This window comes from Saccharopolyspora griseoalba (assembly GCF_042665275.1).
Classification (GTDB): domain Bacteria; phylum Actinomycetota; class Actinomycetes; order Mycobacteriales; family Pseudonocardiaceae; genus Saccharopolyspora; species Saccharopolyspora griseoalba.
The window spans coordinates 72,396-99,202 of the sequence record NZ_JBHTCJ010000012.1 but is presented as its reverse complement, the minus strand read 5'-3'; the positions used below and the strand labels follow the sequence as shown (position 1 = coordinate 99,202).

Here is a 26,807-nt window from a genome sequence, read left to right as displayed (position 1 = left end):
CTCGTCTCACCGCTCCGCCGGCGCCGGGTACCGGACCTCGTAGGTGGTCACGCCTTCCTCGGAGCGCCACGGACCATGAGGCATGCCCGGCGGGCGGCAGGCGAACTGGCCGGCGTAGAAGGTCTGGCCCAGCGTCAGGTCGGTGAACGACCCCTCGATGATGTAGACCTCTTCCCAGAACTCGTGCTTCTGCACCCCCATCGGAGTCGAGTCAGCGCCCGGCTCGTAGCGCAGGATTCGGGTGGCGATACCGGTCGCCGGGTCGGTGGCGAGGACCCGTTCCTTGATCAGCGGGTCGTCGCCGGGGCACAGGGTGTACTCGACGTCAGTGATGTCGGTGAACTCGATCGCGGGTTTGCTCATCGTGCTGCCTCCGTGCCGGTGGTGCTGTAGCTCGCGAGGAAGTCGTCGACCTCGGCGAGCGGCTGGTCGTAGCCGTAGTTGCGGTAGGCGTAGCCCTTCACGACGAAGGGCGCGCCGGCGTAGAAGAGCTCGTACTGCTGGTGCCGACCGGCGAACTCCGAACCGATGGCGTCCCAGACCAGCTTGAACAGCTTGATCCGCTCCTCGGCCGGTGTGCCGGGGCTGCTGACGTAGCGGTCCATGTGCTCTCGGGTCCCCTCGTTCCGCAGCTCCGCGACGCTCGCGGGCAGCTGCAGGACACCACCGCCTGCGAGGTCGCGCAGGATCCCGATCACGCGCGGGTGGATCTCGGACTGCAGCCCCATGGCCCCGTACAGCGCGCGGGCGCCCGGACGGAACAGTCCCTGGTCGTCGCTGGCGGCGGTGTGCTCCGCAGCGAGCACACCCGACTCCACGATGGACGCCAGGCTGGCCAGCTCGCCCAGCTTCTCCACCACTCCGGGGAACTTGTCGACGCCGTTGACCTCGGCGACCTTGTGGGCCAGCCCGGCCATGAAGCGAAGCTTGGTGGCGAACCGGATCTGGGCCTGCCAGTTCCCGAGAACGTGGGCTCCGGTGCCGAAGAACTGCTGGCGGAGGCCGGGCACGTCCTTGTAGACGAAGACGTCCTCCCAGGGGATGAAGACCTCGTCGAACACCAGGAGCGCGTCGGTTTCGTCGTAGCGGGAGGTGAGCGGGTAGTCGTACTCGCTGCTGGCCCCGGGGGCATAGGGGCGCCGGCAGTACAGCGTCAGGCCCTCGGTGCCGACCGGAACGGTGAAGGTGACCGCGAAGTCCTCGTCCTCGACCTGGAGGGGCTTGATGCAGGAGACCAGGATCTCGTCTGCCACGGCACCTCCTGTGGCGAGCATCTGCGCTCCCTGCACCACGATGCCGTCGGGCCGTTCTTCCTTCACGCCGACCTGGATGAAGTCCCCTTCCCAGGCATGGGCCGTGGTGGCGCGGGAGACCTGCGGGGGGATGATCGCGTAGGAGACGTAGAGGTCGTTGTCGACCACCCGGCGATGGAAGGCGCGGACGTTGTCGGCCAGGTTCTTGCCGGGCCCCCGGTCGTCGGCGAACGCCTCCGGGTGGCTGGAGAAAGCGGCCAGGAAGGCACCGACGTGGTCGGGAGACCGTCCCACGAAACCGTGGGTCTCGGTGGCCCAGACCTGAGCTGCCTCCCGGTAGGCCGCCAACTCCCCTGCGCCACGCGGTGGGAGGAAGAGGCGATTGACGGCCCGTCCGGTGGCCGGGTCCTCGGCCTGCATGTTGTTGGCGGGATCGGCCGCCAGATCGAAGAGGCGTCCGATCGTGCGGGCGATCGGTGCGAAGGCCGGGTGCTCGACGACGTTCTTGACCGGCTCGCCGTCGACGACGACGCGGCGACCGTCATCGAGCGAACCCAGGTAGTCCGTGCTGGTGCGCATCAGCTCTTCCTCACAGAAGTGGTGTAGGTGAATTCGGCGGCAGGCCGTCCGGGGATCTCTAGGCGCATTCGCCATTTCCGGCCGAACCGGAAGCCGCCGTCGAGGAGCGGCATCGTCCCTCCGAAGAGGACCAGCGGAACGCCGCTGGCGCCCTGCGATTCCCATGTGGCGAGGACCTGGGTGATGGGCAGCAGCTGGGCGAGGGTGCCGTTCTGGTAGAGCTCGTCGTCCAGCCAGCAGGTGGCCGTGATCTCGTCCCAGGGAAGAGACGCGGGCTGCGCACCCAGGTCGATGACGGTGTCGGCCAGCGGTTTCGGGCACGCGCCCTTGGAAGCCTTGATGTCGTGGCGCTCCAGGGCCCGGTCGGTGTGGTCGCTGCCGACCGTCAGGTAGTAGCGCCCGTCGCTGCGGATGAGGACGGGCTCGACTTCGCCCGAGGTCTGCTCCCCGGTGACCTCGACGTCCTCGCCCACGGTCAGCAGGTCGGTGTCCAGCTCGTAGAAGGCCGGGATGCTGTCCGGCTCGGGGACGCCGATGGCTGCCAGTTCCTCGATGTGGTGTCGGACCGCGTCCTGATCTCGTCCGGTGTATCCGGCGACGACGAGCCGGCTGGGTGCCACGTGGACCGGCTGGCCATCAGCGGTGCGAAGCCGGATCGTGGTTCCTGCACGGGCCATGACTCTCCTTTGAGCGTTTGGGGTGCGCGTTGAGGTGCGAGAAGAGGAAGCGGTTCCCTGCCGGGAACCGGCTGGTGTGGCGCTACGAAGCGGGGACCGGCCAGCGCCGGTCGGCGAGCGCGGAGAATTCGGCGCGCGTCTTCCGCGGAAGGGCGGAATCGACATCGGCGTAGGTGAAGCCTTCCTGCGCACCTGCTTCGACGAGAACTTCGCCGGTCGGCGCCACCACTCGGCTGTGACCACCGAGCGCGACGCCGTTCTGTTCGCCGACGGCGTTGCATGCGATCAAGGTGGCCTGCTGTTCGACGGCGCGGACTGAGGTGAACAACCGCCAGTGCTCCAGCCTGGCCGCCGGCCAAGCCGCGCACACGATCAGCTGTTCGGCCCCTTCGTCCACGAGACCGCGGAACAGCTCGGGGAATCGCAGGTCGTAGCACGTGATGATGCCCGTGGTGGACTCGGCGACGTGGCCCACGCCGAGCTGATCGCCGGCGGTGAGCAGCTCCGACTCCCGCGACCCGTAGCCGAACAGGTGCACCTTGCGATAGGTCGCGACGACGGCCCCGTCCGGTGCGACGACGGCGGAGGTGTTGTGCAACCGTCCGTCGGCTCCGGCCTCCACGAAGCTTCCGAGGTGCACGAACAGGTCGAAGTCACGCGCCCACGCCCGGGCGGTCGCCAGCGTGGGTCCTTCGAGGGGCTCGGCGCGGGAGGCGTACTCCTCGAACGAGAAGTACCCGGCGGTCCACATCTCCGGAAGTACGAGCAAGTCCGTGTCGTGGAGATCGTGCTCGACGTCGAGCAGGCCGGTCACGCGGGCGATCCGGTCCTCGACGGACTCCTCGTCCGGGCTGGCGAGTTGGAGGAGTGCGATCTGCATGACTCCACCCTGACGTGATGCGAGGCACACGAATATCGGATGGGCGCCGAGTCGTGCTCGGAATCGCGCAGGCGCCCGCACCGCAGGTCGGGAACCGGATCGAGACCGCAGGTCAGCGTCGTGTCGTCAGGAGTTTCCTGGGCGTGGTGCCGTAGCGGCGACGAAAAGCGCTGCCGAACTCGCCGAGGTGGAAGAAGCCGCATCGGTAGGCCACGTCGGTGACCGTCAAGCCGGGTGGTCCTGCGGTCAGCAGCGCATGCGCGCGTTCCAGACGTTGCTCTCGGAGCCATTGCAGCGGGGAGGAACCGACCTCGCGTCGGAACGCCTGCTGCAGGGTTCGGACGCTCGTGTCGCATGCCTCGGCGATGGCCGTGACGGTCACCGGTTCGCCCAGCCGGTCCAGCATGAACTCCATTGCCCGGCGCACGCGCGGCGAGTTCGGCTGGCACCGCCCGGTGTCGATCGAGGATGCCCGGTTGTTCGGCTGGGTCATGAGCAGCGTTTCGAGAATCAGCTGCTCGAACTGCCACACCAGTTGCGGACGGTGGTCGGCGATCTCGGTGCCGACCAGGCTCATGGCCGATTCCAGCAGGCCGTCGAGCGTCGCCACGCCCGGCGCGAGCGCGATGTCGAAGTCGACGAGGCCGACTTCGCCGGTCAACGCCGACGCGGCCGACTCGACTCGATGGCGGTCGAGCCGTATGACCAGTTGGTCCCAGGTCGGGTCGAAGTCGAACGCGAACTCCCGGTGGGGGCCGATGATGACGCCGCGGTCGGGCGAAGCGGTGGCGATGTCGTTGCCGTAGCGGAACGTGCCGTGGCCTGACAGCGGCAGCGTGAGCAGGTAGTCGTCGAGTGCGCCGTTGCCGGAACTGACCGTGACATCGGTACCGTAGCGGAGCCGGTTGACCGAGGTGTCCTGCAGCCGGACGTGCACCAACCTGGTGGCGAGACGCGATCCCCCGGCCTTCACGGTGAGGGAATGAGGGCGCAGCGTGCCGGTGCAGGCCTCGACCGTCTCCCCCGCATCGCCAGTATCGTTCAAGATGGCGCGGCCGCGATGCTCCGCGAGCTGCGCCAGCGACGGGACACTCATCTCATCACCCCATGAGCAGGTGAGCAGTCCGAATTCGGGTGCCTGAGCGTTTCGGGCAGTTCATCGTGTTCGATGCCCTGCGCTGCGTCAACGGCCACGAGGACGGGAACCCGACCTCGGACTGCGCAGCACCCGGGGTGGCGCGGCCGCAGGAGTGCGCGTCTGCACCGACGGTGCTCAACGCCCTATGCCGGGATTACCGGCAAATCACTCCAGCGCGTTTCCGCAGGTCGCATACCGTTCTCGTCGCACTGTGCCCCCTTTGTCCGCAGCAGACCTGGCGGCGTCCGGGTGGTTTCGGAAAGACCCGCGCGAGGCGACTCGACTACGCACACAGCCGCCTGCCCGGGTCGTCCGCTGACCTTCAGGGGCTGACGTCTCGTGATCCCTGCGGTGTGCCGAGGTGGCCAGCAGGAACGGTGACGGGCGGTCAACGACAAGTACAGTGTGGAGTCCTGGTGTCAGTTCGCTCCCGATGACGTTGGGCCTTTCCCCGAAGTCGAGTGTGGTGGGGGCTCAGCGCCAGTCGTCGATCACGTAGGCGTCTGGGTGGCTGTATCCAGGTTCGTTGGGCTTGTGCATGGCCACGCCTTGCAGCCAGGTGCGGAAACCGCGGTCGACCATGCGCTGGTAGGCGTCCTGGCGGGCCAGGTTCATGCCGGCGTCCAGTTGCCCGAGCCCCTTCTCGGTGGCCAGCTGCTCGCACGCGCTCAGCAGTCGTTCGAACCGTTCCGCGGCGTCCGGGCCAGGGCGTACGGCGCCGAATTTGACGAAGCACACGTCCTCACCGGCCTCGGATCCCGCTCCGCAGTGGCAGACGGCCAGACCGTCGAGGTCCGAGTCGGCACCCTCGAGGAGGATGGTGTCCCCGAGCCCCTGGGCCTGCGTGGCCATGATCTCGCGCTCCAAGCTCAGGCCCTCGTACACGGCCCCCGTCAGTGCGCGACTGCGGCTCAGCGCGTCGGGCCGCTCAGCGGCGGTCAGCTCGCCGTACAGCACCCGGCCGGGCGCTGCGGCGTTGACGGCGACCTGCTTCTTCATGATGGCTGTGAGGAATCGGGGCCAGAAACCGTACCGGCGGTAGAGCTCGAGGTGCTTGGGACTGTGCGAGAACGTGAACAGGCCGAGGTGGCGGTTCTGCCAGGTGTCGAAGCAGTCCATGACCGGTTCCATGAGGCGTCTGCCGATGCCCTGGTCCCACAGATCCGGACGTACGGTCAGCGGGCCGAAGAACCCGACGCTGCCCCAGTTGGTGGCGAAGGTCGACCCGACGACCTCGCCCTCGACGGTCGCTGCGAAGGCAGCGCGTGGATCTGCCGCCCAGCGGGTGCGGACAAGGTCGGCGGTCCCGAAGAACGTCTCCGGCTCAGGGGCACCGAGGAAGGTGCCGAAGGCGAGCCTGAAGATCTCGTCGGCCCGATCCAGGTCCGGCTCGGCCAACGGGCGGACCGACACCGAGGCGGCGGCACTCGTTCGCCTTTCTGCGGACATGATCGCTCTCCTCTCCGCTCCCGCCCCCATGGCACCACGGACGTGCGCCGCGGGCGAAGCGACAGGTCCGACGGCACCCCAAGGAGCGAGCGGCGGTGTTCCCCAACCGCCGGACCGCCATCTTCCTGACTCGCTGGGCCGTGATCCGACGGGATCGCCGAGGAGCGGCAGGAGCGCCGAGCGGGCCTGCAGCAGCACGCGGTCGTGGCCCGAGTCGGTGACCGCAGAACGCACGCCCCGGCCTCGTGCCGTCGGAGAACTGGCAGGAAGGTTCCCCTGCTGAGTTCGCCGAGGTGACCGCCGAGGGGCTCCCGTCCGCCTCACGTGCTTCCGACGAACGACGAAGTACAACGACTGTTGCACTAACTACAACGGGTATTGTAGATTTCTCGCTGCGGCAGCGAGCCGCCCCGAATCCGCGAGGAAGCGAAGCTCCCATGCACCGCAACAAGATCCTGGTGATCGGCGCGACCGGCAACGTCGGCGGGCACGCCGTCGACCTGCTGCGCGCATCCGGCGCTGTAGTCCGCGCGATGACCCGGAAGCCGGTCTCGCTGCCCGACGAGGTCGAGGTGGTGCGCGGCGACCTGATCGACCTGTCGAGCTTGCGCGCCGCCCTCGAATCCGTGGACGCGGTGCTGCTGATCTGGCCGTTCGCCACGGTGCCGGAAAACGCCGCGGTCATCGAGGCGATCGAGCAGCACGCCAGCCGGATCGTCTTCGTGTCCTCCGCAGCGGTGCGCGACGACGCGCTCGAGCAGAACGGGCCGATCGCCGCGTTCCACGCCGCGATCGAGCACCGGATCCAGGAGTCCGCGCTCGAGTGGACGTTCCTGCGCCCGTACGGGTTCGCGAGCAACGCGCTTTCCTGGGCTCCCGAGATCCGCACCGCCGACGCCGTGCGCGGGGCGCACGGCGAGGCGCCGATGACGCCGATCCACGAACGCGACGTCGCCGCCGTCGCCGCGCACGTGCTGACCAGCACCGGACATGGGAGCACGACGCACGTGCTCACCGGGCCCGAGCGACTCACCCAGGCGGCGCAGGTGCGAACGATCGGCGAGGTGCTGGGACGGCAGCTGCGCTGGGTGGAGATCCCGCCGGCCGAAGCCGGCGCCAAGATGTTCCCCGGATCGCCGCCTGAGATCGCCGAGGCCGCGCTGAACGGCTACGCCCAGCTGATCGAGCACCCGGGCCCGATCACCTCGACCGTTGCGGACCTCACCGGACGACCGGCGCGCACCTTCCGGGAGTGGGTCGCCGACCACGCCGCTGATTTCGAATGAACCGACGATCGAGCGGAGACGCCGAAATGCACACCTCGCCCGACATCACCCGCCCGGATGCCGAACTCGCGGTCATCGGCGAGTGGTCGACCGGTTCACCGGAAGGCCAGCGCGCGTCCGCCCAGGCCGCGGTGGCGGCATGGACGGACGAGGAACGGCCGCGCGGGCTGCTGTCCCAGAACCTCCTGCTGAGCACGGACGAGCGCACCGTGCTGCACTACGCGCAGTGGACGGACGAGGCGGCGTACCAGGAAGACCTGCGGACCGGCCAACCGGCGCGGCGCCGCCGGATCGACGAAGCCGTCCCGCACATCGAGCACCGCGGAACGTTCGAGCACCGGCTCCACCGAAGCCTCGTGCTCGACCGACGAGGCCGACCCGGCTGCATCGTGGCCGTCCGGTTCCGCTCGGACAGCCGGGAAACCGCAGCGCGCTTCGTGGACACGCTGCTCGACGAGGAACCGGGTTTCGCCCGGCGGACCGACGTGATGCCACCCGCCGGGATGATCTCGAACCACTTCCACATCAGCACCGATGGCACCCACGTGGTCAACTACGCGGAGTTCGTCGACGAGGACGCTCACGCCCGGATCGTCGAGGGCATGCTGCAGGAGGAGGACGACGTCCCGCGGCTCATCGACAGCACCCCCGGCTTGGAACCGCTCGGTTTCAAGCGTTTCACCACGTGGCTGACCAGGTGAGCACCAAACGAGACCGGGCCCGATCGCTTCGCAAGCGCGGACGCGCACGCCCGCGCAGCGACATCGCTCTCGCGCTTCGTTCCGATCCGTGGGAGTCGGCTCTCAGCGGAACAGCGAGCTGTAGCCGTTGAGGGCCGGCTGGCCGCCGAGGTGGGCGTAGAGCACCTTGGAGTCCTCGCCGATCTCGCCGCGGGCGACGAGATCGATGAGGCCGGCCATCGATTTCCCCTCGTACACCGGGTCCGTGATCATCCCTTCCGTCCGGGCCGCCAGCCGCATGGCGTCCAGGGTGGTCTGATCGGGGATTCCGTAGGTGCCGGCGTGGTACCGGTCATCGAGAACGATTTCATCCTCGGTGAGGTCGTGGCGAAGTCCGATCAGGTCGACCGTGTTCCGCGCGATCCGCGCGATCTGGTCGCGCGTCTCCTCGGGTTTGGCCGAGGCGTCGATTCCGATGATCCGACGCGCTCCCCCATCGCGCTCGTGCACCGCGGCGAACCCGGCGACCATGCCTGCCTGGGTGCTGCCGGTGACCGAGCAGACGACGATCGTGTCGAAGAAGGTTCCCAGTTGCCGTTCCTGCTCGGCGACCTCGAACGCCCAGTTCGCGAATCCCAGCCCACCGAGGTGGTGGTCGGAGGCACCGGCGGGGATCGCGTAGGGCTTCCCGCCGGACTCCTCGATCTCGGCGATGGCCTGGCGCCAGCTCTCCTTGAAACCGATGCCGAATCCCGACTCGACCAGCCGGACATCCGCCCCGCTGAGGCGGGAGAGCAGGATGTTGCCGACCTTGTCGTAGACGGCGTCGGGCCAGTCCACCCAGCTTTCCTGCACCAGCACGCACTTGAGGCCGACACGTGCCGCGGTGGCCGCGACCTGCCGGGTGTGGTTGGACTGGACGCCGCCGATGGACACGAGCGTGTCGCAGCCCTGGGCGAGCGCATCGGCCACCAGGTATTCGAGCTTGCGGGTCTTGTTGCCGCCGAAGGCGATACCGGAGTTGCAGTCCTCGCGCTTGGCCCAGATCTCCGGTCCTCCCAGTCGAGCGGTCAGCCGCTCCAAGCGGTGCACCGGCGACGGGCCGAACAGCAAGGGGTAGCGGTCGAAGTCGTTCAGGGGCACAGCGATCTCCTCCACGTCGGGTGTGCGGCTTTGGGCGGGAACATGGGCGAATCCGGCCCCAACAGGGTTGACTAGAACGTCGGACGCCGCTGTCCAACACCGGTGGCCTGCTCGAACGCGTGCGCCACGGACAGGACCTGCCGGTCCTGCCGGTGCGGACCGACGACCTGCAGTCCGACGGGCAGGCCGTCCGGGGTGAACGCGGCGGGAACGGACAGCGCGGGGCACCCGGTCGCCGAGACCAGGTAGCAAGCTGCCATCCAGTCCAAGTACGTCCGCATCGGTACCCCGGCGACCTCGCTCGGATAATCGAGCTCCACGTCGAACGGAACGACTTGGCTGACCGGCGCGAGAAGCACGTCGAACCTCTCGAAGAACTGCCGGACGCGCTGGTAGAGCGCCGCGTGCAGCTTCGTGGCACGACCGATGTCGGGGCCGGTGAGCTTGCGACCCTCTTCGATGTTCCAGACCGCGTCGGCCTTCAGCGACCCGCGATGTTCATCCAGCAGCGCTCCGTACGTCAGCTCCATCTGCCAAGCGCGCTGCACCCGGAACACCTCGTCGGCTCCGGACAGGTCCGGGCACGCTTGATCGACCGTGGCACCGAGGTCTGCGAAGACCTTCAGAGTCGGCGCGAGCGCCTCGACGACCTCGCGATCGACGGGAACGCTGCCGGCGAAGTCGGGCGTCCAGGCGATGCGCAGGCCGCGCAGATCGCCGTCGAGCGGCGGCCGGAACGACGCGCCCGGGGTTTCCAGCGCGATGGGGTTCCGCACGTCCGGGCCGGCGACCACGGACAGCAGCAGCGCCACATCCGCGACAGTTCTCGCCATCGGGCCCTTGACCGACAGCTGACCCCACGGCGCCGCGTCGGGCCAGGACGGCACCCGCCCGGGAGACGGCCGGAGGCCGACGACGTTGCAGAACGAGGCCGGGTTCCGCAACGAGCCACCGGTGTCGCTGCCGTCGGCGACGGGAACCATCCCGGTCGCCAGCGCCGCCGCGGCGCCACCGCTGCTTCCACCCGCGCTCCTCGCGGTGTCGAACGGGTTCCGGGTCGCGCCGAAGACCGGGTTGAAGGTGTGCGAGCCGAGTCCGAGCTCGGGGACGTTCGTCTTGCCCACCGTGATCGCACCAGCAGCGCGAAGCCTGTCGATGATCAGGTCGTCGCGGTCGGGCACGTTGTCGGCGAAGATCGGCGAGCCGTAGGTGGTCCGGATTCCGGCCGTCGAGGCGAGATCCTTGTGCGCGATCGGCAAGCCGTGCAGGGGACCGACCTCCCCGCCGTTGGCGAGCCGATCGTCGGCCGCGGCGGCCTGCTCGAGCGCCCGCTCGGCGGTGAGCGTGACGATGGCGTTGATGGTCGGGTTCAGGCGCTCGATCCGCTCCAGGTGGGCTGCCAGCACCTCGCGGCAGGAGACCTCCTTGCGCCGGATCGCGCCGGTGAGATCGAGGGCGTTGTCGAAGTGCACGCGGTTTCCTTCCTCGCAGGTCATCTCGGAAACGAGCGCAGCCGGTCGCAGCCGCAGCAGGCGACATCCGGTGCTCCAGCGCCGTGGCGGGCTGCTCGACGGCGATCCGAGCAGCACCGTTCTGGAACCAGTCCTCAGAACATCTCGGCGATCTGCGCCACGCCCAGGACGGCGAACAGCACGAGGGCGCTGGAAAGGCCGATGTTCGAGGCGAGCGAATTCCGGTAGGCGCTGTCGATCGAACGCTTGTTGAGCAGGTACAGCAGCGCGCCCGACAAGATGGGCAGGATCAGCGACCCGAACAGGGCGTACAGCAGAACCAGCCCCACGGGCTTGCCGGTGAACACGATCACCGCGGAGGCCGCCATGAAGTACCCGATGACGACGCGAAAGGGGGTCGACGTGATCGCCATGTGCCGGTCCGCCTCGGCTTCGGGAATGCCCCTGATCACGCGAACGCAGTCGGCCATCAGGAACCCCAGACCGTTGAAACCGCCGACGATCGAGCTGACCACGACGAAGAAGAAGCTGACCAGGAACATCAGCCGAGGCACGGTGCCCAGCATGGCCCCGAGGGGATCGGCGAGCGCCGCGAGCCCTTCCGTGCCCGCGATGCTCTGCCCGGTTCCGTAGAGCAGCCCGGTGCCCAGCACGCTCAACCCGGCCACGAACACGACGATCATCAGGTAGCTGATCGCGGAATCCGCACGCATCACGGGCAGCCATCCCGACTCCCGCCAGCCCTTCTCCCGCACCCAGTACCCGTACGCGGCGATTCCCGCGGATCCGCCGACACCACCGATCAGCGCGAGCACGGTCATGATCGAGCCGGCGGGCATCGAGGGACGCAGCGTCGCGAGCACGTCGCCGGGGTTGTCCATCGCCCCGAGCATGGCGACGGCCGCGGCGATCACGCCCACGAACATCAGCAGCGTGAACCCCATCATGACCCGTTCGAAGGCGCCGTAGCGCCCGACCAGCACGAGCGCACCGGAGGCCAGCGCGAGCCCGATCGCCAGCGGGGTGACCGGCAGCCCGGGAATCAGCGCCTTGGCGGCCAGCGCCGCCACGGAGCTGAGCGCGGCGCCGTACACGAGGCCGATGACCGCGAGGAAGACGAGGAACACCCACGGCAGCCAGCGGCCCGCGGAGCGGATGCTGGCCATTGGCGTGCGCCCGGTCGCCAGGTGCAGACGTCCAACGGCCTCGGTGATCGCGAACTTCACCACGACACCCACGACGACGACCCACAACAGCCCCATCCCGTGCTCGGCCGCGCCGGACAGGCTCGTGACCATGTCCCCGGCACCGATGCCGGCGGCGGCCAGCACGATCCCGGGGCCGAGGTAGCGCAGCCGGGTGCGCCATCTGCGCGGTGCTTCAGGTCGCTGACTCCCGGAGATGGTGATGCCGCTGCTCATTCGCATCCCCTCGTGGTGCGGACAGGACGGGAAAGGATGCTGCGACACCACGACAGATGTCGGCAACGGCCTGTGGAGATGTGACGGAATCAGTCATACGGTTGGCGAATGGGAGCAGAATTGGCTCGGCAGGTGGCGGTGCGGTTCGACGAGCTCGATCGCCGCATCGTCGGGGCTCTGCAGGTGGACGGCCGCGCGTCCTGGCACCGCATCGCGCATGTGCTGGGCGAGCAGGAGCGCACCGTGACCCGGCGCGGCACGCAGCTGATCAGGTCCGGCCTGGTGCGGATCACCGGGCTGACGCTGCGCGCCGAGGGAGTGATCGTCGGTCTGCGCTGCGCGCCGGGCCAGGCCAGGCTCGCCGGAGGCGCTCTCGCCCGCCGCGACGACGCCATGTTCACCCACGTGCTCACCGGATCGACCGACTGCATCGCCGAGATCAGCTGCCCGAGCGAACACCTGGCCTCGCTGGTGATGGACGAACTGCCCGCGACACCTGGGATGGTGGAGAGCTTCACCCAACCGGTCCTGCGCTACATCCGGACCGCCCACGAGTGGCATCCCGGCTTGATCACCGACGACGAGCGCGCTGCTCTGGAGGAGTCGGCTCCGCTGCCCCGGCAGCGCCACTTCGGCGACACCGAGGACCTGCCCAAGCAGGACAAGCTCCTGGTGGCCGCGCTCGCCGAGGACGCGCGCCGCACCTACGAGGAACTGGCTCGGCTGACGGGGTTGTCCGAGGCCACGGTTCGCCGCCACCTCGACCGCCTGCGCCGCGACGGCCGCGTGCTCATCCGCGCGGTGGTCGAGCCGGCGCAGGTCGGGTTGCCGATCGAGGCGATGCTGTGGGTGCGGACCTCACCGGCAGACGTCGATGACGCCGCCGAGGGTCTGCGGGAGTCGCCCTACGTGCGCTACGCCAGCCGGCTCTGCGGCGACTGGCAGTTCCTGATCAACGCGACGCTGCCGACGCCGAAAGCGCTCGACGACTTCGTCAGCCGCGCTCCGTGGGCGAAGCGGGTCCAGCACGTGGAAACGTCGATGGTGCTCTGCACGCTCAAGCGCAGCGGCGTGCTCGCACCGCCCAGCTCTGGCCGCTGAGACCAACCGTCGTGCTCGTGGCAACGGCGGCCGCGGCCGTGCGCGAGCCGATGCGCGCCCAGCGGCCCCGGCGCACGGCGGGATCGGAACCGACGACCTCGGTCGCTGCGCAGACGCGAGCCTCGTCCACCCCCATGTGGCGCACCTGCTCCCCCAACCTCATCCGCGAGACGACCTCCATGCCTTGGTGCCAGCGGTAGGAGCCCATCGCGAGCAGGAGATCCGTGCCCTTCTCGGCAAGGTTGGGCACGGGTGGCGTCTACCAGGTCGCCGGAGCTGGTTCCGACTTCGATGCCTAGGCGGCCGTTCGGTGCGCTCCTCCGGTGGCGTGGCCCCTTGTCGTACCGGCGCCCCTTCCAGTCCTGCTGAGTGCCGCGAAATGAGCGGACCGCGCTTGGGACCGTGCCCTGGCTCCGCGCTGCGGTCGGCGGTGCGTTGTTCATCGCGATGGCCGTGCCGTCGGGGTTGCGACACGAGTCGGTTCCCGTCGGGCCTCGATCACGACGACGTGGTGGCGCTCGCGCTGGATCGGGCGTGGAGATGCCCGGGGTGCGCGCCGCGGGTCGCGTTTAGCCGCGCGGCGGCGTTGGGTACGGCGGTCGGCAGGAGCGGCCGCGGGTCGCGTGCTCGCCAGGGACGTACAAGCGCACGACGGAACGGACTGGAGTGTCGTCATGGCCGAGTTGGTGTCGGATTTCGTGCTGCGGCGTTTGCGCGAGTGGGGTGTGGACGAGGTGTTCTCCTACGCGGGCGACGGCATCAACGGGATCCTCGCCGCCTGGCAGCGAGCGGGTAACGAGCCCCGGTTCATCCAAGCCCGGCACGAGGAGCTGGCCGCGTTCGAGGCCGTCGGCTACGCGAAGTTCTCGGGCCGGGTCGGAGTGTGCATCGCCACCGGCGGTCCCGGAGCGGTGCACCTGCTCAACGGGCTCTACGACGCCAAGTTGGACCACGTTCCGGTGGTCGCCATCGTCGGCCAGCAGGGCAGCACTTCGCTGGGTGGGGCTTACCAGCAGGAGATCGACCTGAACTCGCTGTACAAGGACGTGGCCAGCGAGTACGTCCAGTTCGTCTCGACACCCCAGCAGCTGCCGAACGCGCTCGATCGGGCGATGCGCACCGCGATGGCCAAACGCACGATCACCGCTCTGATCATCCCCGGCGACGTGCAGGAGACCGAGTACGCGCCACCGACGCACGCGTTCAAGATGGTGCCCTCCAGCCTGGGGATCTCGGGGTCGACGGTCACGCCGGATCGGGACGCCCTGGAGCACGCCGCGGAGATCCTCAACTCCGGGGAGCGGGTGGCGATGATGGTCGGCCAGGGCGCCCGCGACGCGGCCGAGGAGGTCACCGAGGTCGCCGACGTGCTCGGGGCCGGGGTGGCTAAGGCGTTGCTGGGCAAGGACGTGCTGTCCGACGACCTGCCGTACGTGACCGGCGTGTCCGGGCTGATGGGCACGCGGCCGTCGTGGGAGCTCATGCGCGACTGCGACACGCTGTTGATGGTGGGTGCGAGCTTCCCGTACAGCCAGTTCCTGCCGGGATTCGACCAGGCTCGTGCGGTGCAGATCGACATCGACCCGACGCTGATCGGGATGCGCTACCCGTTCGAGGTGAACTTGCTGGGCGACGCGAGGGCGACCCTGCAGCAGCTCTTACCGCTGCTGCGTCGCAAGGAGGACCGCCGCTGGCGGGAGAAGGTCGAGGAGACCGTGCGCGGTTGGTGGGACGTGATGGAGCGTCGCGCCGGTGTCGAGGCCGATCCGATCAACCCGGAGCGGGTGTTCCACGAGCTGTCGCCGATGCTGCCGGACAACGCGATCCTGACCACCGACGCGGGTTCGGCGGCGAACTGGTACGGCAGGCACCTGCGGATCCGCGGGAAGATGCGCGGGTCGCTGTCGGGCACTCTGGCCACGATGGGGCCGGGGATGCCCTACGCCACGGGTGCGAAGTTCGCGCATCCGGATCGGCCGGTGTTCGCCCTGGTCGGCGACGGGGCGATGCAGATGAACGGCATCAACGAGCTGATCACGATGGCGCACTACTGGTCGGAGTGGGACGACCCGCGCGTGGTGGTCGGGGTGCTCAACAACGGCGACCTCAACCAGGTCACCTGGGAGATGCGCGCGATGGGCGGCGCACCGCAGTTCCTGCCTTCGCAACAGCTGCCGACCTTCCCCTACGCCGGCTACGCCGAGAGCCTCGGGTTGCGGGGGATCAAGGTGGATGATCCCAGCGACATCACCGGTGCGTGGCGGCAGGCGCTGGAGGCCGATCGTCCGTGCCTGGTGGAGTTCGTCACCGACCCGGCGGTGCCGCCGATCCCGCCCGAGGCGAACTGGGAGCAGATGGAGAGCACTGCCAGCGCCCTGCTCAAGGGCGACCCCGACGCCTGGTCCGTGGTCAAGGCGGGCACCAAGGCCAAGGCTCAGGAGTTCCTCCCGGGTCGGAGCAAGAGGTGAGCGCAGCTCCAGGAAGCGGCGCGGAGAGCAGCGGCTCCGAAGTCTCCCCGCGCACTGCGGGACGACAGAGCCCAGGGCCGCTGTCGTGGTCGGCCAATTCGACATCGCCACGGCCTGGCGAGCGAACCGCCGTGCCCAATTCCGGCCGGTCCCGAGTGCTGCGCACCGCTATCGGCTCGGTTGCCGGTGATCGTCGACGGCGCGACCTGCGGGATGGTGCGGGGCGGCTGGCTCCTGGAGCTCGGGCACGCACTGGCGCCGAAGGAGGCTGACGCCGCCCCTGCCCAGTGCGGTGCGGCGGTGTCGCGGGCGCTCGAGCGCGGGAGGTGACATGACGACGGCGGGCCCGCCCGGCGCGGCCGGGGTGGACGTCGAGGCGTTGCAGCGCGACCTGCTCGTGACCGTGGACGGAGAGGTGCGCTTCGACGCGGGCACTCGCGGTGCCTACGCCACCGACGCGTCGAACTACCGCCAAGTCCCCATCGGCGTCGTCGCACCGCACACCGTCGACGCCGGAGCGGAAGCGGTGCGGGTCTGCCACGAGCACGGGGCACCACTGCTGTCGAGGGGCGGGGGCACGAGCCTGGCCGGGCAGGCCACGAACACCGCCGTGATCATCGACTGGACCAAGTACTGCCACGAGCTCGTTTCCGTCGACCCCCGGCGGAGGACGTGCGTGGTCGAGCCGGGGATCGTGCTCGACGCGCTCAACGGCAGGCTCGCCGAGCACGACCTGATGTTCGGTCCGCACCCCTCGACGCACAGCCACTGCGCGCTCGGCGGGATGATCGGCAACAACTCGTGCGGCGCCAGTGCCCAGCGCTACGGCAAGACCGCGGACAACGTGCGCGGTCTGGAGATCCTCACCTACGACGGGTTGCGCTGCTGGGTGGGCCCGGTGACCGAGGAGCAGCTGCGCGACGTGATCGCCCAGGGCGGCCGCGAGGGCGAGATCTACCGGCGACTGCGCGAGGTCCGAGACCGATACCGAGAGCGGATCCAGCAGCGCTTCCCCGACATCCCGCGCCGCGTGTCGGGGTACAACCTCGACGCGCTGCTGCGTCGCACCGGAGAGGACGAGGGAGGCATCAACCTCGCCGAGCTGCTCGTGGGCAGCGAGGGAACGCTGGTCAGCGTGCTGCACGCCGAACTCGATCTCGTCCCGACCGTGGCGCGCAAGGCGCTGGTCGTGCTCGGCTACGACGACGTCGCGGCCGCGGCCGACGACGTCCACCGGCTGTTGAAGCACTGCGCACCGCTGCAGTTGGAGGCCCTCGGCGGCGAGCTCGTGCACTTCCTGCGCGAGGAGCGCTTGTACCTGGACTCGGTGGCGCTGCTACCGGACGGCGCCAGCTGGCTGTTCGTGCAGTTCGGCGGGGACACCGTCGCGGAGGCCGACGAGCAGGTGCACCGGCTGCTGAACGGCCTGGGCAAGTCCTCGCAGGACCCGGACGTGGCCGTGTCGGACGATCCGGAGCGCGAGCACCGGCTGCTCAAGGCGCGCGAGGCGGGGTTGGGGGCGACGGCCAATCCGCCGGACATGCCGGAGTGCTGGTCGGGCTGGGAGGACTCCGCCGTTCCGCCGGAGCGGTTGGGCGACTACCTGCGGGACCTGCTGGCGCTGTTCGCCGAGTTCGGCTACGAGCGCCCCGCGCTGTACGGGCACTTCGGGCACGGGTGCGTGCACGTCCGCATCCCGTTCCGGCTCAAGAGCGGCCCCGGTGTGGCGACGTTCCACCGGTTCCTGCACCGCTCCGCCGAGCTCGTCACCTCCTACGGCGGGTCGTTGTCCGGCGAGCACGGTGACGGTCAGGGGCGCGGCGAGCTGCTGGTGCACATGTTCGGCGAGGAGATCGTGCAGGCCTTCGGCGAGGTCAAGAACATCTTCGACCCGGACAACCGGATGAACCCGGGCAAGGTCGTCGCGCCCTACCGCGCGGACGCGAACCTGCGGCTGGGGTCGGGCTACCGTCCGGAACATCCGAGTACGCACTTGGGCTTTCCCGATGACGGCGGGAGCTTTCACCAGGGGTCATGCGGTGCGTGGGCATCGGCAACTGCCGCAGCACGACGGGAGGCGTGATGTGCCCGTCGTACCGGGCGACCGGTGAGGAGGAGCACTCGACGCGCGGCCGGGCCCGGCTGCTGTTCGAGATGATGCAGGGCCACGCGGACACCCCGATCGCGGCGGCTGGCGGTCGAAGGAGGTCCGGGACTCGCTGGACCTGTGCCTTGCCTGCAAGGGCTGCAAGTCGGACTGCCCGACCGGGGTGGACATGGCGATGTACAAGGCCGAGTTCCTCGCGCAGCACTACCGAAACCGGCCGCGCCCGATCACGCACTACTCGCTCGGCTGGCTTCCGGTCCTGGCGCGGGGTGCGAGGTTGGCGCCGCGCCTGGTCAACGCGACCTTGCACGCTCCCGGAGTCGCCGAGGCGAGCAAGCGCATCGCCGGCATCACCCCCGAGAGGGCGGCGCCGCGGTTCGCTCCCAGGAGTTTCCAGCAGCAGTGGCGCAGGAGGCCGCGTCCCGAGCCCCGGCCCGGTGACCACGATGCCGTGGTGCTGTGGCCGGACACGTTCACCAATCACTTCGAACCGAGGATCGCGCGCTCCGCGGTCGAGGTGCTGGAGAGAGCCGGTTTCCGGGTGGCCGTCCCGGATCGCTCGGTGTGCTGCGGGCTGACCCTGATCTCGACCGGCCAGCTCCAGTCGGCCCGGCGAATGCTGCGCCGGACGTTCCGCGTGCTGCGGCCGTGGATCGAGGCGGGCACCCCTGTGGTCGGTGTGGAACCCTCCTGGCTGGCGGTGTTCCGCTCGGACGTTCGCGAGCTCCTCCCCCACGACGAGGACGCCGAACGGCTGCTCGGCCAGTTCCTGACCCTGGCCGAGGCCCTGACCCACCACGCCCGCGAGGACTGGCGTCCGCCGCGACGAGAGATCGACGCCATCGTGCAGACGCACCGCCACCAGCACGCGGTGCTGGGATTCGCAGCGGACGAGAGGGTGCTGCACGAGGCGGGTGTGGACGCGGATGTCCTCGATTCGGGCTGTTGCGGACTGGCCGGGGACTTCGGCTTCGAGCGCGGGCACTACGACGTGTCGATGGCCTGCGCCGAGCACGCGCTGCTCCCGGCCGTGCGCCGTGCGAACCCCGGGACGACGGTGGTGGCAGAGGTTTCAGCTGCCGCGAGCAGATCGCCCACGGCAGCGACCGCACGGCCGTGCACCTCGCGGAGGTCCTGGCGGATGCTCGACGGCCGGGTGGCCAGCGGTGAGGACGGCCCCGACCCGGCCTGCTGATCGTTCTGGTTGAGCACGTGCACCACGAGCCCAGGTCCGACGTTCCCGAGAGCTGTTCGTGCTCACCGCTCACCGGTCTGGTGCAGGGCGCACGGCGGTCTCGAGCAGGAGGGCGTGGACGAAACGCTCGCGGGAGGTTGCCCCGGAGCTGCCGTTGCCCGACGTCGAACTCCTCGCAGAACAGCCCGGGTGGGCCGCAGGCGGCTCTGTTGCGCTCGAACCAGCGCAGTGCGGCGATCTCGTTCCCCGTGTGGTGTTCGGCGAGGGACATGAAGAAGCCGCACAGCGGGAAGGCGCCTTCGCCGTCCGCCAGCACGCGTTCGGTCATGAACCTCACCGCGTCGTCGTCCAGCAGCGAGTCATCCCCGGCGGATGCCGCCGAGATCCCGGCGTAGCACTGGTCGCGTATCCACGCGTAGCGGTAGTCGTCGTGCGGCCCCTTTCGGCCCGCTCGGGCAGCGCCATCGTCGCGGCCGCGGCCATGCCTCGTCCCGGCATAGTCATCCCGCGCAGCACCGCGTGGGCGTGCTGCGCGTCCCCGGGTGCGACGACGTGGTCGAACCGGGGGATTTCGCGCTCCCACGTCGAGGCGGTCCGCTGCCAGGCGAGCGCGGGGTCGACCGGCTCGGTGGTGAGCTGGAGGGCGAAGTCGCGGTGCTCGCCCGCGGGCCCGGTCACCTCCGCTCGCAGCGCACCGGTGTCGTCCGCGGAGGCGTCCCGCGCCCCCGACCAGAGCATCCGGAGCCGACCGCAGCGACCGGTCCACCGGCCGCCCTCGCAGCGCGCGAGGTCTTGAGCGGGCTGCTGCCCGTACCCGGCGCGAACGTCGAGCTCGACGCGCAACCGGGCTTCTCTCTCGACGGCCTCGATCCGGCGGAGCAGCACGACTTCGTTCCGGCGGGCGGGGCGGGCCAGGGCTTCCCGGCACTCGACGATCGTCGACGTGGTCACCCACCCGTGCCGCCAGATCAGGGAGCGGGGTTCGTAGTACCCGCCCCGGACGAACGGTTCGACGGGCTCGACGGTGTAGGCACCTGCCCCACCGAGCAGCGTCGAGAAGACCGCGTCGTCGTGCCACAGCGGCGCGCACATCCACACGATGTCGCCGCGCGGACCGCACACCCCACCCCGATAGCCGTCGGCGAGCACGGCGTGCTCCGCCAGGGGCTGGGGCATGAACTCGTGCGCTCCGCTCACCGATGGCTCCCGCACCGCGGTGCGCATCGCCGGCGCCGCAGCAACCCCACCCCCACCGCGGCGGCCCCGGCCAGCGCGGCGGCGATCGCGCCGTGGTGGTGCGACGCCCAGAGCTGGTGACTCCGCTCGTGCGCGCGTGCGTCGAAGACGCCGTGCGCACCGTGGTCGCGCCCGTCGGCCCCGTCCACCGGCCGCCACAGGTTGTCCGCGCGATCGGGGTCGGCGACGCGATCGGTCTGCTGCGCGGCGTGGCCGGTGCGGGCGAGGTAGCGGTCCAGCAGCCCAGGAGCCACCGCGTTGGCGATCAACGTGGCCACCGTGCTGCCACCGACCCAGTGCTCGCGGCGCTGCGGCTGATCGGCGGCGTGCAGCACGGCGTCGGCGGCGACCTCCGGTTGGTAGATCGGCGGCATCGGCTGCGGGTGACGCGGCAAGCGGGAGCGCACCCAGGAGAACTGCGGCGTGTTGACCGCGGGCAGCTGGACCATGGTGACCTGGACGCCGCTGCCCTCGTGCAGCAGTTCGCAGCGCAGCGATTCGTGGAAGCCCTGGATCGCGTGCTTGGCTCCGCAGTAGGCCGTCTGCAGCGGAACGCCCCGGTAGGCCAGGGCCGAACCGACCTGCACGATCACGCCGCGTTCTCGCGGCCGCATGAAGCGCAGCGCGGCCATCGTGCCGTGCACGCAGCCGAGGTAGGTCACCTCGGTGACACGCCGGTACTCCTCCGGGCCGATCTCCGCGAACGGCGCCAGCACGGTCCCCAGCACGGCGTTGACCCAGACGTCGATCGGTCCGAGCTCGGCTTCAGCACGGGCGGCCGCCGCCTGGACCTGCCCGTGGTCGCCGACATCGGCGGGCACTACCAGCGGTGTTCCACCACCGCTGCGCACATCTCGCGCGGCGGCCTCCAGTCCCGCGCTCCCGCGAGCCACGAGCGCCACCTTCGCCCCGCGCTTCCCGTAGGCGTCGGCGACCGCGCGGCCCACACCGCCGCTCGCACCGGCCACCACCACGACTCGCGTCACCGAGTTCCGCCTCCCCTCCCGGCTCAGCTCACCCGGAAGCGTTCGGCATCGACCTCCTTGAAGGTCATGCCGTGCCCCGTTCCGGACATATCGACCCGCACCTCACCACCCGCGGGGTCGAGGGTGCCGTCGAAGAACATCCGCTCGATGCGGTCGTGGTCGTGGAACCCCTCCAGGTGCCGGACGTTGGCGGTGGCCATCGCCACGTGCGCGGCGAGGTTCTGCGCGCAATGGCTCGACATCTCGCGGTTGCGGGCCGCCGCGACGGCAGCGGCCCGCAACCACTCCCCGAATCCCCCGCACCGCGTCACGTCGGCCTGCAGGCAGTCGACCGCCTCGGCTTCGAGCATCGCTGCGAAATAGGGCAGGTGGTAGCCGTACTCCCCGGCGGCGACATCGGCGCCGACCGCCTCCCGCACCCGTCGCAGCCCGCTGAGGTCATCGCTGGAGACGGGCTCCTCGAACCACAGCACCTCGCGCTCGTCGAGCCGACGACCGATCCGGACCGCCTGCCCCGTCCCGTAGGCGCCGTTGGCGTCGACGTAGAGCTCCGCTCGGGAACCGATCATCTCGCGGGCGAGGTCGACCCGTTCGAGGTCGCGATCGGCCCGGCTCCCCCACCCGGCACCGATCTTGATCTTCACCGCGGCGAGCTCCTGATCGAAAACCCACCGCTGCAGCTGCTCGCCCAACTGCTGGTCGTCGTAGCTGGTGAACCCGCCGCTGCCGTACACGGGAACGGACTCGCGCACTCGCCCGAGGAGCCGGCACAGCGGCAGCCCGAGCAACCGCGCGGCGGCGTCCCACAGCGCGATCTCCACCGCCGACATCGCGCACGAGACCAACCCCGGCCGACCGAGGTTGCGGATCGCGCGCTGCATCGCCAACCATGCGGCCGGAACGTCCAGCCCGTCACCGCCTTCCACGACGGGTGCGAGCACGTCGTGCACGAGTGCCGCGCACGCGCCGTCGGCGTAGGTCCACCCCAGCCCCAGCACATCGCCGACCTCGGCCTGCACCACCACGATCGTCGTGGCCGACCAGGCCAAGGTGCCATCGGCCTCCGCGACCTCGGTCGGCACCCGGTACGCGCTCGCCCGCACGGATCTGATCGGGGCACCGGAGGTGCTCACTCGCAGCCCCGGTCACCGGGCGAGAACTCGTGCACCTCGGCGTTCAGGGCCTCGCCGACCACCGTCCGGGCTTCGAGACCACCCGGGAGCCGGACGAACCGGGGCCGGTCATCGGCCCGTTCCCACGCGGTCGGCGAACCGCCGTCACTCTCACCCGCACGTGCGGATGCGTTTCGCGGATGGGCCAACGCCCGATCAGTCACGAGTTCCGCCACGAGAGCACCTCCTGCGTTTCATCGTCGTTCGAACGCCCGCCACCGCTGTTCGTGCGCACCGCAGCGCTGATCACGCGCGCGGCCACGCCCGAGTTGTCTCCCGTCGCACCACCGACGAACGCTCGCGCGTCGAACCTGGAGCCGCGCTGCGCAACGGCGGCGCCGGATCCGCCGGCCGCGCAGTCACCGGAACCGTCAATCGACGGACGAGACCTCGAGCAGCTGTCCGGCCCGCGCAGGCGGAACGTCGCGGGCCGCGCCCCGACCCGTGCGAACGCACTCCGCGCCCACGTGCGCGATGTCTCGCGCGGCGGTCATCGCTCACCTCCACAACGCTGCGTGCTCGTCCTGGACGTTCACCGCAGAGCCCGCGCGGCTTCCCGACCGCGCGAGAACCGCGCCCCATCAGCCGGCCACCAGGACCGGACCGAGGACCGACCGACGCCTCGACACTACGATTGCCCGCAGGCCGCAGCGGGAAACCTACGGCATGGTCACGATCGGGTACTTCCTTTCTTGCGAGGAGTTCGGCCCGCACGAGCTGGTGCGGCAGGCCGAGATGGCCGAGCAGGCCGGGTTCGAACGGCTGTGGATCTCCGACCACTTCCACCCCTGGAACGACGACCAGGGAAACAGCCCCTTCGTGTGGTCGGTGATCGGCGCGCTGTCGCAGGTGACGACGCTGCCCATCACAACGGCCGTCACCTGCCCGATACTCCGGATCCACCCCGCCATCGTGGCGCAGGCAGCGGCGACGGCGGCCCTGCAGTGCGAACAACGGTTCGCGCTCGGAGTGGGAAGCGGCGAAGCCCTCAACGAGCACGTCTTCGGCGATCGGTGGCCCCCTGCCGACGTCCGGCTCGACATGCTCGAAGAAGCCGTCGAAGTGATTCGAGAACTGCTCACGGGCCGGCAGGTCACGCACCGCGGCAACCACTTCACCGTCGAGAACGCGCGCCTGTACACGGTGCCCCCGGAGCCGGTACCGATCTACGTGTCGGCCTTCGGACGACGCGCGGCGCAGCTGGCCGGCCGGATCGGCGACGGTTTCGCCAGCACCCTCGCCGACCACGACCTCGTGCGCACCTTCCGCGACAACGGCGGTGGCCGCGGACCCGCGCAGGCGGGCTTCAAGGTCTGCTGGGCCGATACCGCCGACGAGGCGCTCGGCACCGCGCACCAGCGCTGGGCCCACGAGCAGCTTCCCGGCCAGCTGGCGCAGGTGCTGTGCACACCCCACCAGTTCGAACAGGCCTCCTCGCTGGTCAGCCGGGAAGCCGTCGAACGGGCGGTACCGTGCGGGCCCGAGATCGAGCGACCGCTCGACATGATCGAGCGCTTCGCAGACTGCGGCTACGACGAGGTCTACGTCCAGCAGATCGGCCCCGATCAGGACAGCTTCTTCCAGGCGTGGCAGCAGCACGTGCTGCCACGCATCCGGTCCTCCTGATCCCCTGGTCCCGTGCGGGCCGAACCTCCTCGTGCGGCACCCGCACGAGTGGCGTCGGTCGAGCGCCTGTGATGCGCTTCGCTCATGTCCGAGGAGGAAGGCGACCGACCGCAGCGCGGAGACGAGCAGGACGCCGGCGAGCCCGCCGAGCAACCGGGAGACCAGCAACCTTCGGACGAGCGCGCCGAGCGCGGAGATTGGGAGGTCTTCGGACGCGGCGTGCGCACGGCGCTGCGCAACAACGCAACCGCCTACGGCTTCTCGATCTCCATCACGGCGGCGTACGGGCTGGTGACGGGATCGCGGGGAGCGGCCAGCGCGCTGGAGACGATCTCGTTCGCCTTCGGGGCCGCGTTCGCGTTCCTCCTGGTGGGTTCGGTGTTCGTGGCCCGCTTCCCGCACGGCCGGTTGCCGGAGAGCGGGCAGGTGGCGACGTTCACCGGCGGCATCGACATCCTGTCCATCGTCGCCGCGCTGATGGCGGCCTACGGCTTGTCCCAGATCAGCTGGTTCCTGGCGTGGCCGCTGACCGCGTTCGGGACCGTTCTCGCCTACCTGCTGATCGGCGGGCTCGACGTCCTGCTGGCCCGCACGATCGCCCGTCGCACCTCCTTCGGCAGCTCGCAGTGACCGCCCGGGCGTGGGGCCGATCGGATCAGCTCGTCGTTTAACACCGCGTCCGCGAGGAAATGCCCCGTGGGCGAGGACCGGCCCAGGTGGTGCCGGCGGTGCGGAACGATGCGCAGCGAACAAGCGGGACGGCCGCACCCGCGACCTACCGGGCTCGAGACCGGTGTCCGAACTCGAGGCATCGGGACGGGTCGGCGACCGCGATCGGCGGGTTGAGGAACGTCGACCGATCGGGAACGTGAGATCGACTTCCGGGCATTTCGACGCCCGGTCCGCAGTCGTCGGGCGGTTCACCGGGTACCCGAGAGGTGCGCAGCGCCTTCGGGCGCGGGAGGAAAGGAGAACCTGCCGTGGGACAGCGTGGTAGCGACAAGCACGGACCGATGCAGGACGACGCCCTGGAGAAGGAGATGGAGAGCCACCTCCAGGGCGATCACCCCACGCGCGCCGAGGAGGAATTGGACGCCGAACCTCCGGCCGACGACGACCCGAAGGCCTGGCCGGAAGCACCGCGTTCCGAGGAGAAGCCCGACTGATCCGCGCCTGCCGGTCGAGGAGGAGCGCTCCTCCCGTCGCCGCGGTTTCGCCGTCGTGCGGCCTGGTGGTGCCATCACCAGTCGTCGTTCCTGCGGAGCTTCCGGGGACGCCCGTCCGGATCCACGATCGTCCTCGCGAGCGGCCTGACCCACGCTCGGGTCGCCCGGTTCGCGGCGGGCCGGTGGTGCAGGCGCAGGTGTCCGGGCGGCCGCGGTGCGATCCGGCCCGATGCGTACCAGGCCTCGAGGTCGGCGGCCGACCTGCGCAGGACCCCGATGCCCTTCCTCGCGTCGAGCAGGTCCGCTTCGTCGCCTTCGGCCCGCTGCAGGTGCTCGCGCCAGAGGCGCAGTCGGAACTCCCGGGCGAAGGTGGGTGATTCGCCGCTGTCCTGCTCGTCCGCCACGGCCGCCGCGAGCTCGGAGTCGTAGGTCCAGGAACGGCGGTTGAGGTTGGCCGACCCCGCCGTGGCCCAGGTGTCGTCGACGAGGCAGAGCTTGGAGTGCACGTAGATCGGCACGTGCTCGTGGTTGACGAGTTCGAAGAAGTCCACCCGCTCGCCGCCGGCTTCCTCCAGCAGATCCAGCGCCCTGCGCTGGGCCACGGCGTTCACCGCGAGCTGCAGGGGATCGTCCTTGTCGGGCTGGTGCGGCAGGATCGCGACCAACCTCAGCTCCGGAGCACTGCGCAGCGCCTCGGCGAAGGTCTCGGCCACCACGGGCGACCAGAGGAACTGGTCCTCGACGTAGACGTGGTCCCGCGCGTTGGCGAGCGCCTTCGCGTAGCCGCGCGCGATGCTGCGCTCCCCGCGCGGAGCGAAGCGGTACGCAGGCACCTTGCGCGGGTAGGTGCGCAGCAGCTGCACCGCGTGCCCGCCGCAGCGCGGCGGCGCGGGCAGCTGAGCGGGCAGTTCCTCGCGCTCGGCCGACCTGCGAATCGAGTCGAGCGGTGCCGCGCGGACGTCCTGCCAGCGCTCGCGGAAGCACACCTCCACCTCGGCGACCGCTGGACCGCGCACCGCGATCTGCACGTCGTGCCACGGCGGACGGTCCCCGAAGGCCGCCGCGATCGAATCCTGCACCTGGGGATCACCGCGGTGCGCGTCGTCGTCGCGGCGGCTCGGGCACGGATCGATGCCGCCGAGGAACGCGACGTCCGCGGCCGGGCGGTTCGGACGTCGGATCACGACGAACTTCTGGTGGTGCGAGCCCAGCAGCCGCACCCGCCTGTCGAACAGCGCGACGCCACCGCGCCGACGCAGCAAGTCGGCGAACTCCTCGTTCTCCCGCACGTAGTCCGGCTTCCCTCCCGGCAGCGGTGCCCAGAAGAGACCGCGCACGGACGCACCGGCGTCCAGGGCAGCGCGCATCAGCTCACCGATGGCCGAACCCCGCGCGGTCAGCCGTTCCGTGGGATCACCTGCCCAAGCGGCGAAGTAGACCTGGTCGCCCTCGCCCACATCGGACAGCTCGGCGGCGATGCGGTGGAAGCACTCCTCGCCGTCGATCAGCGTCCGGACGGCGTTCCCGCCGGTCCACGCGGTGAGGTCGGTGCACGGGTTGCCGCGCTCGGCGGACGAGAGGAACCACACCGGTGCGGTCGCCGCTCGGTGGTTCGCTCCGCGTGGCAAGTGGCCTCCACATCCGGGCCTTGCACCGTGCCTGCTCGCGTCCCGCGAGATCAACCGGCGCGGTTCGACAGGGAGCTCTCGGCGCTATCGTTGGACAGCTACCTCTCCTCGCAGTCGTCGAACCCGTGTCGCCCCGCGCTGGTG

The 26,807-nt window shown here is 70.0% G+C and carries 23 protein-coding genes; 9 read left to right on the top strand and 14 right to left on the bottom strand.

Features of this window, described 5'->3' with window-relative positions; translation table 11 throughout:
- Positions 1-6: 6 nt before the first annotated feature.
- The 6 genes from ACFQRI_RS21100 to ACFQRI_RS21075 all read right to left on the bottom strand — a co-directional run bounded on the left by ACFQRI_RS21100 (position 7) and on the right by ACFQRI_RS21075 (position 5,925).
- A complete protein-coding gene (locus ACFQRI_RS21100; RefSeq protein ID WP_380671275.1) occupies positions 7-363 on the bottom strand; it encodes a cupin domain-containing protein in 357 nt (118 codons plus the stop codon).
- Positions 360-1,832 (bottom strand): 4-hydroxyphenylacetate 3-hydroxylase family protein, encoded by a 1,473-nt coding sequence (locus ACFQRI_RS21095; RefSeq protein ID WP_380671273.1) that lies wholly within the window; start codon positions 1,830-1,832, stop codon positions 360-362. The genes ACFQRI_RS21100 and ACFQRI_RS21095 overlap by 4 nt, the downstream gene beginning before the upstream one ends.
- Positions 1,832-2,509, bottom strand: a complete 678-nt coding sequence (locus ACFQRI_RS21090) for a DUF2848 family protein (protein ID WP_380671271.1) — start codon at positions 2,507-2,509, stop codon at positions 1,832-1,834. Before ACFQRI_RS21090 ends, ACFQRI_RS21095 begins: the two co-directional genes overlap by 1 nt.
- 82 nt (positions 2,510-2,591) lie before the next feature.
- Entirely contained in the window at positions 2,592-3,389 is a 798-nt protein-coding gene (locus ACFQRI_RS21085; RefSeq protein ID WP_380671269.1) for a carbon-nitrogen family hydrolase, read from the bottom strand.
- A 112-nt stretch (positions 3,390-3,501) separates the two neighbouring features.
- Positions 3,502-4,485: an AraC family transcriptional regulator gene (locus tag ACFQRI_RS21080; protein ID WP_380671267.1), complete on the bottom strand. Its 984-nt coding sequence runs from the start codon at positions 4,483-4,485 to the stop codon at positions 3,502-3,504.
- A gap of 516 nt (positions 4,486-5,001) precedes the next feature.
- Positions 5,002-5,925: a GNAT family N-acetyltransferase gene (locus ACFQRI_RS21075; protein WP_380671265.1), complete on the bottom strand. Its 924-nt coding sequence runs from the start codon at positions 5,923-5,925 to the stop codon at positions 5,002-5,004.
- 488 nt (positions 5,926-6,413) lie between these two features.
- Between ACFQRI_RS21075 and ACFQRI_RS21070 the strand changes: the two genes are divergently transcribed.
- Complete coding sequence (locus ACFQRI_RS21070) at positions 6,414-7,262, top strand: SDR family oxidoreductase (protein ID WP_380671263.1); 849 nt, start codon at positions 6,414-6,416, stop codon at positions 7,260-7,262.
- Between the two features lie 26 nt (positions 7,263-7,288).
- Complete coding sequence (locus tag ACFQRI_RS21065) at positions 7,289-7,963, top strand: antibiotic biosynthesis monooxygenase (protein WP_380671261.1); 675 nt, start codon at positions 7,289-7,291, stop codon at positions 7,961-7,963.
- A gap of 102 nt (positions 7,964-8,065) precedes the next feature.
- Here the strand turns inward: ACFQRI_RS21065 and ACFQRI_RS21060 are convergent, their stop codons facing one another.
- The 3 genes from ACFQRI_RS21060 to ACFQRI_RS21050 form a co-directional block, all read right to left on the bottom strand.
- On the bottom strand, positions 8,066-9,085 hold the full coding sequence (locus ACFQRI_RS21060; RefSeq protein ID WP_380671259.1) for a 1-aminocyclopropane-1-carboxylate deaminase: 1,020 nt from the start codon (positions 9,083-9,085) through the stop codon (positions 8,066-8,068).
- Positions 9,086-9,156: 71 nt separating this feature from the next.
- On the bottom strand, positions 9,157-10,581 hold the full coding sequence (locus ACFQRI_RS21055; RefSeq protein ID WP_380671257.1) for an amidase: 1,425 nt from the start codon (positions 10,579-10,581) through the stop codon (positions 9,157-9,159).
- 110 nt (positions 10,582-10,691) lie between these two features.
- On the bottom strand, positions 10,692-11,978 hold the full coding sequence (locus tag ACFQRI_RS21050; RefSeq protein ID WP_380671255.1) for an Nramp family divalent metal transporter: 1,287 nt from the start codon (positions 11,976-11,978) through the stop codon (positions 10,692-10,694).
- Positions 11,979-12,086: 108 nt separating this feature from the next.
- On the opposite strand from ACFQRI_RS21050, the gene ACFQRI_RS21045 reads away from it, so the two are divergent.
- Entirely contained in the window at positions 12,087-13,079 is a 993-nt protein-coding gene (locus tag ACFQRI_RS21045; protein ID WP_380671253.1) for an Lrp/AsnC family transcriptional regulator, read from the top strand.
- On the opposite strand, the gene ACFQRI_RS21040 is transcribed toward ACFQRI_RS21045, so the two are convergent.
- The gene (locus ACFQRI_RS21040) at positions 13,036-13,329 is read right to left on the bottom strand and encodes a hypothetical protein (protein ID WP_380671251.1); all 294 of its coding nucleotides are present in this window, start codon (positions 13,327-13,329) and stop codon (positions 13,036-13,038) included. The two genes, ACFQRI_RS21045 and ACFQRI_RS21040, sit on opposite strands and share 44 nt — an antisense overlap.
- A gap of 424 nt (positions 13,330-13,753) precedes the next feature.
- Between ACFQRI_RS21040 and ACFQRI_RS21035 the strand changes: the two genes are divergently transcribed.
- The 3 genes from ACFQRI_RS21035 to ACFQRI_RS21025 all read left to right on the top strand — a co-directional run bounded on the left by ACFQRI_RS21035 (position 13,754) and on the right by ACFQRI_RS21025 (position 18,849).
- A complete protein-coding gene (locus tag ACFQRI_RS21035) occupies positions 13,754-15,547 on the top strand; it encodes a thiamine pyrophosphate-requiring protein (protein WP_380671249.1) in 1,794 nt (597 codons plus the stop codon).
- A 331-nt stretch (positions 15,548-15,878) separates the two neighbouring features.
- Positions 15,879-17,630, top strand: coding sequence for an FAD-binding oxidoreductase (locus ACFQRI_RS21030; protein WP_380671247.1), 1,752 nt, complete (start codon positions 15,879-15,881; stop codon positions 17,628-17,630).
- A 193-nt stretch (positions 17,631-17,823) separates the two neighbouring features.
- Positions 17,824-18,849, top strand: coding sequence for a heterodisulfide reductase-related iron-sulfur binding cluster (locus tag ACFQRI_RS21025; RefSeq protein WP_380671245.1), 1,026 nt, complete (start codon positions 17,824-17,826; stop codon positions 18,847-18,849).
- Positions 18,850-19,182: 333 nt separating this feature from the next.
- On the opposite strand, the gene ACFQRI_RS21020 is transcribed toward ACFQRI_RS21025, so the two are convergent.
- From ACFQRI_RS21020 to ACFQRI_RS21010, 3 genes are read right to left on the bottom strand one after another with little or no spacing between them, the layout of a single operon-like run.
- A complete protein-coding gene (locus ACFQRI_RS21020; RefSeq protein WP_380671243.1) occupies positions 19,183-20,046 on the bottom strand; it encodes a trehalase-like domain-containing protein in 864 nt (287 codons plus the stop codon).
- Complete coding sequence (locus tag ACFQRI_RS21015; RefSeq protein WP_380671241.1) at positions 20,043-21,071, bottom strand: SDR family oxidoreductase; 1,029 nt, start codon at positions 21,069-21,071, stop codon at positions 20,043-20,045. Before ACFQRI_RS21015 ends, ACFQRI_RS21020 begins: the two co-directional genes overlap by 4 nt.
- Before the next feature lie 23 nt (positions 21,072-21,094).
- Positions 21,095-22,174 carry an enolase C-terminal domain-like protein gene (locus tag ACFQRI_RS21010; protein ID WP_380671239.1) on the bottom strand — a complete coding sequence of 360 codons (1,080 nt, stop codon included), beginning with the start codon at positions 22,172-22,174 and terminating at the stop codon, positions 21,095-21,097.
- 735 nt (positions 22,175-22,909) lie between these two features.
- Between ACFQRI_RS21010 and ACFQRI_RS21005 the strand changes: the two genes are divergently transcribed.
- From ACFQRI_RS21005 to ACFQRI_RS20995, 3 genes are all read left to right on the top strand, one after another.
- The gene (locus ACFQRI_RS21005; protein ID WP_380671237.1) at positions 22,910-23,869 is read left to right on the top strand and encodes a TIGR03557 family F420-dependent LLM class oxidoreductase; all 960 of its coding nucleotides are present in this window, start codon (positions 22,910-22,912) and stop codon (positions 23,867-23,869) included.
- Positions 23,870-23,953: 84 nt separating this feature from the next.
- On the top strand, positions 23,954-24,499 hold the full coding sequence (locus ACFQRI_RS21000) for a hypothetical protein (protein WP_380671235.1): 546 nt from the start codon (positions 23,954-23,956) through the stop codon (positions 24,497-24,499).
- A 350-nt stretch (positions 24,500-24,849) separates the two neighbouring features.
- Positions 24,850-25,035 carry a hypothetical protein gene (locus tag ACFQRI_RS20995; protein WP_380671233.1) on the top strand — a complete coding sequence of 62 codons (186 nt, stop codon included), beginning with the start codon at positions 24,850-24,852 and terminating at the stop codon, positions 25,033-25,035.
- Between the two features lie 74 nt (positions 25,036-25,109).
- Here ACFQRI_RS20995 and ACFQRI_RS20990 read toward each other — a convergent pair whose 3' ends face one another.
- A complete protein-coding gene (locus ACFQRI_RS20990) occupies positions 25,110-26,663 on the bottom strand; it encodes a phospholipase D family protein (protein WP_380671231.1) in 1,554 nt (517 codons plus the stop codon).
- Positions 26,664-26,807: the final 144 nt, after the last annotated feature.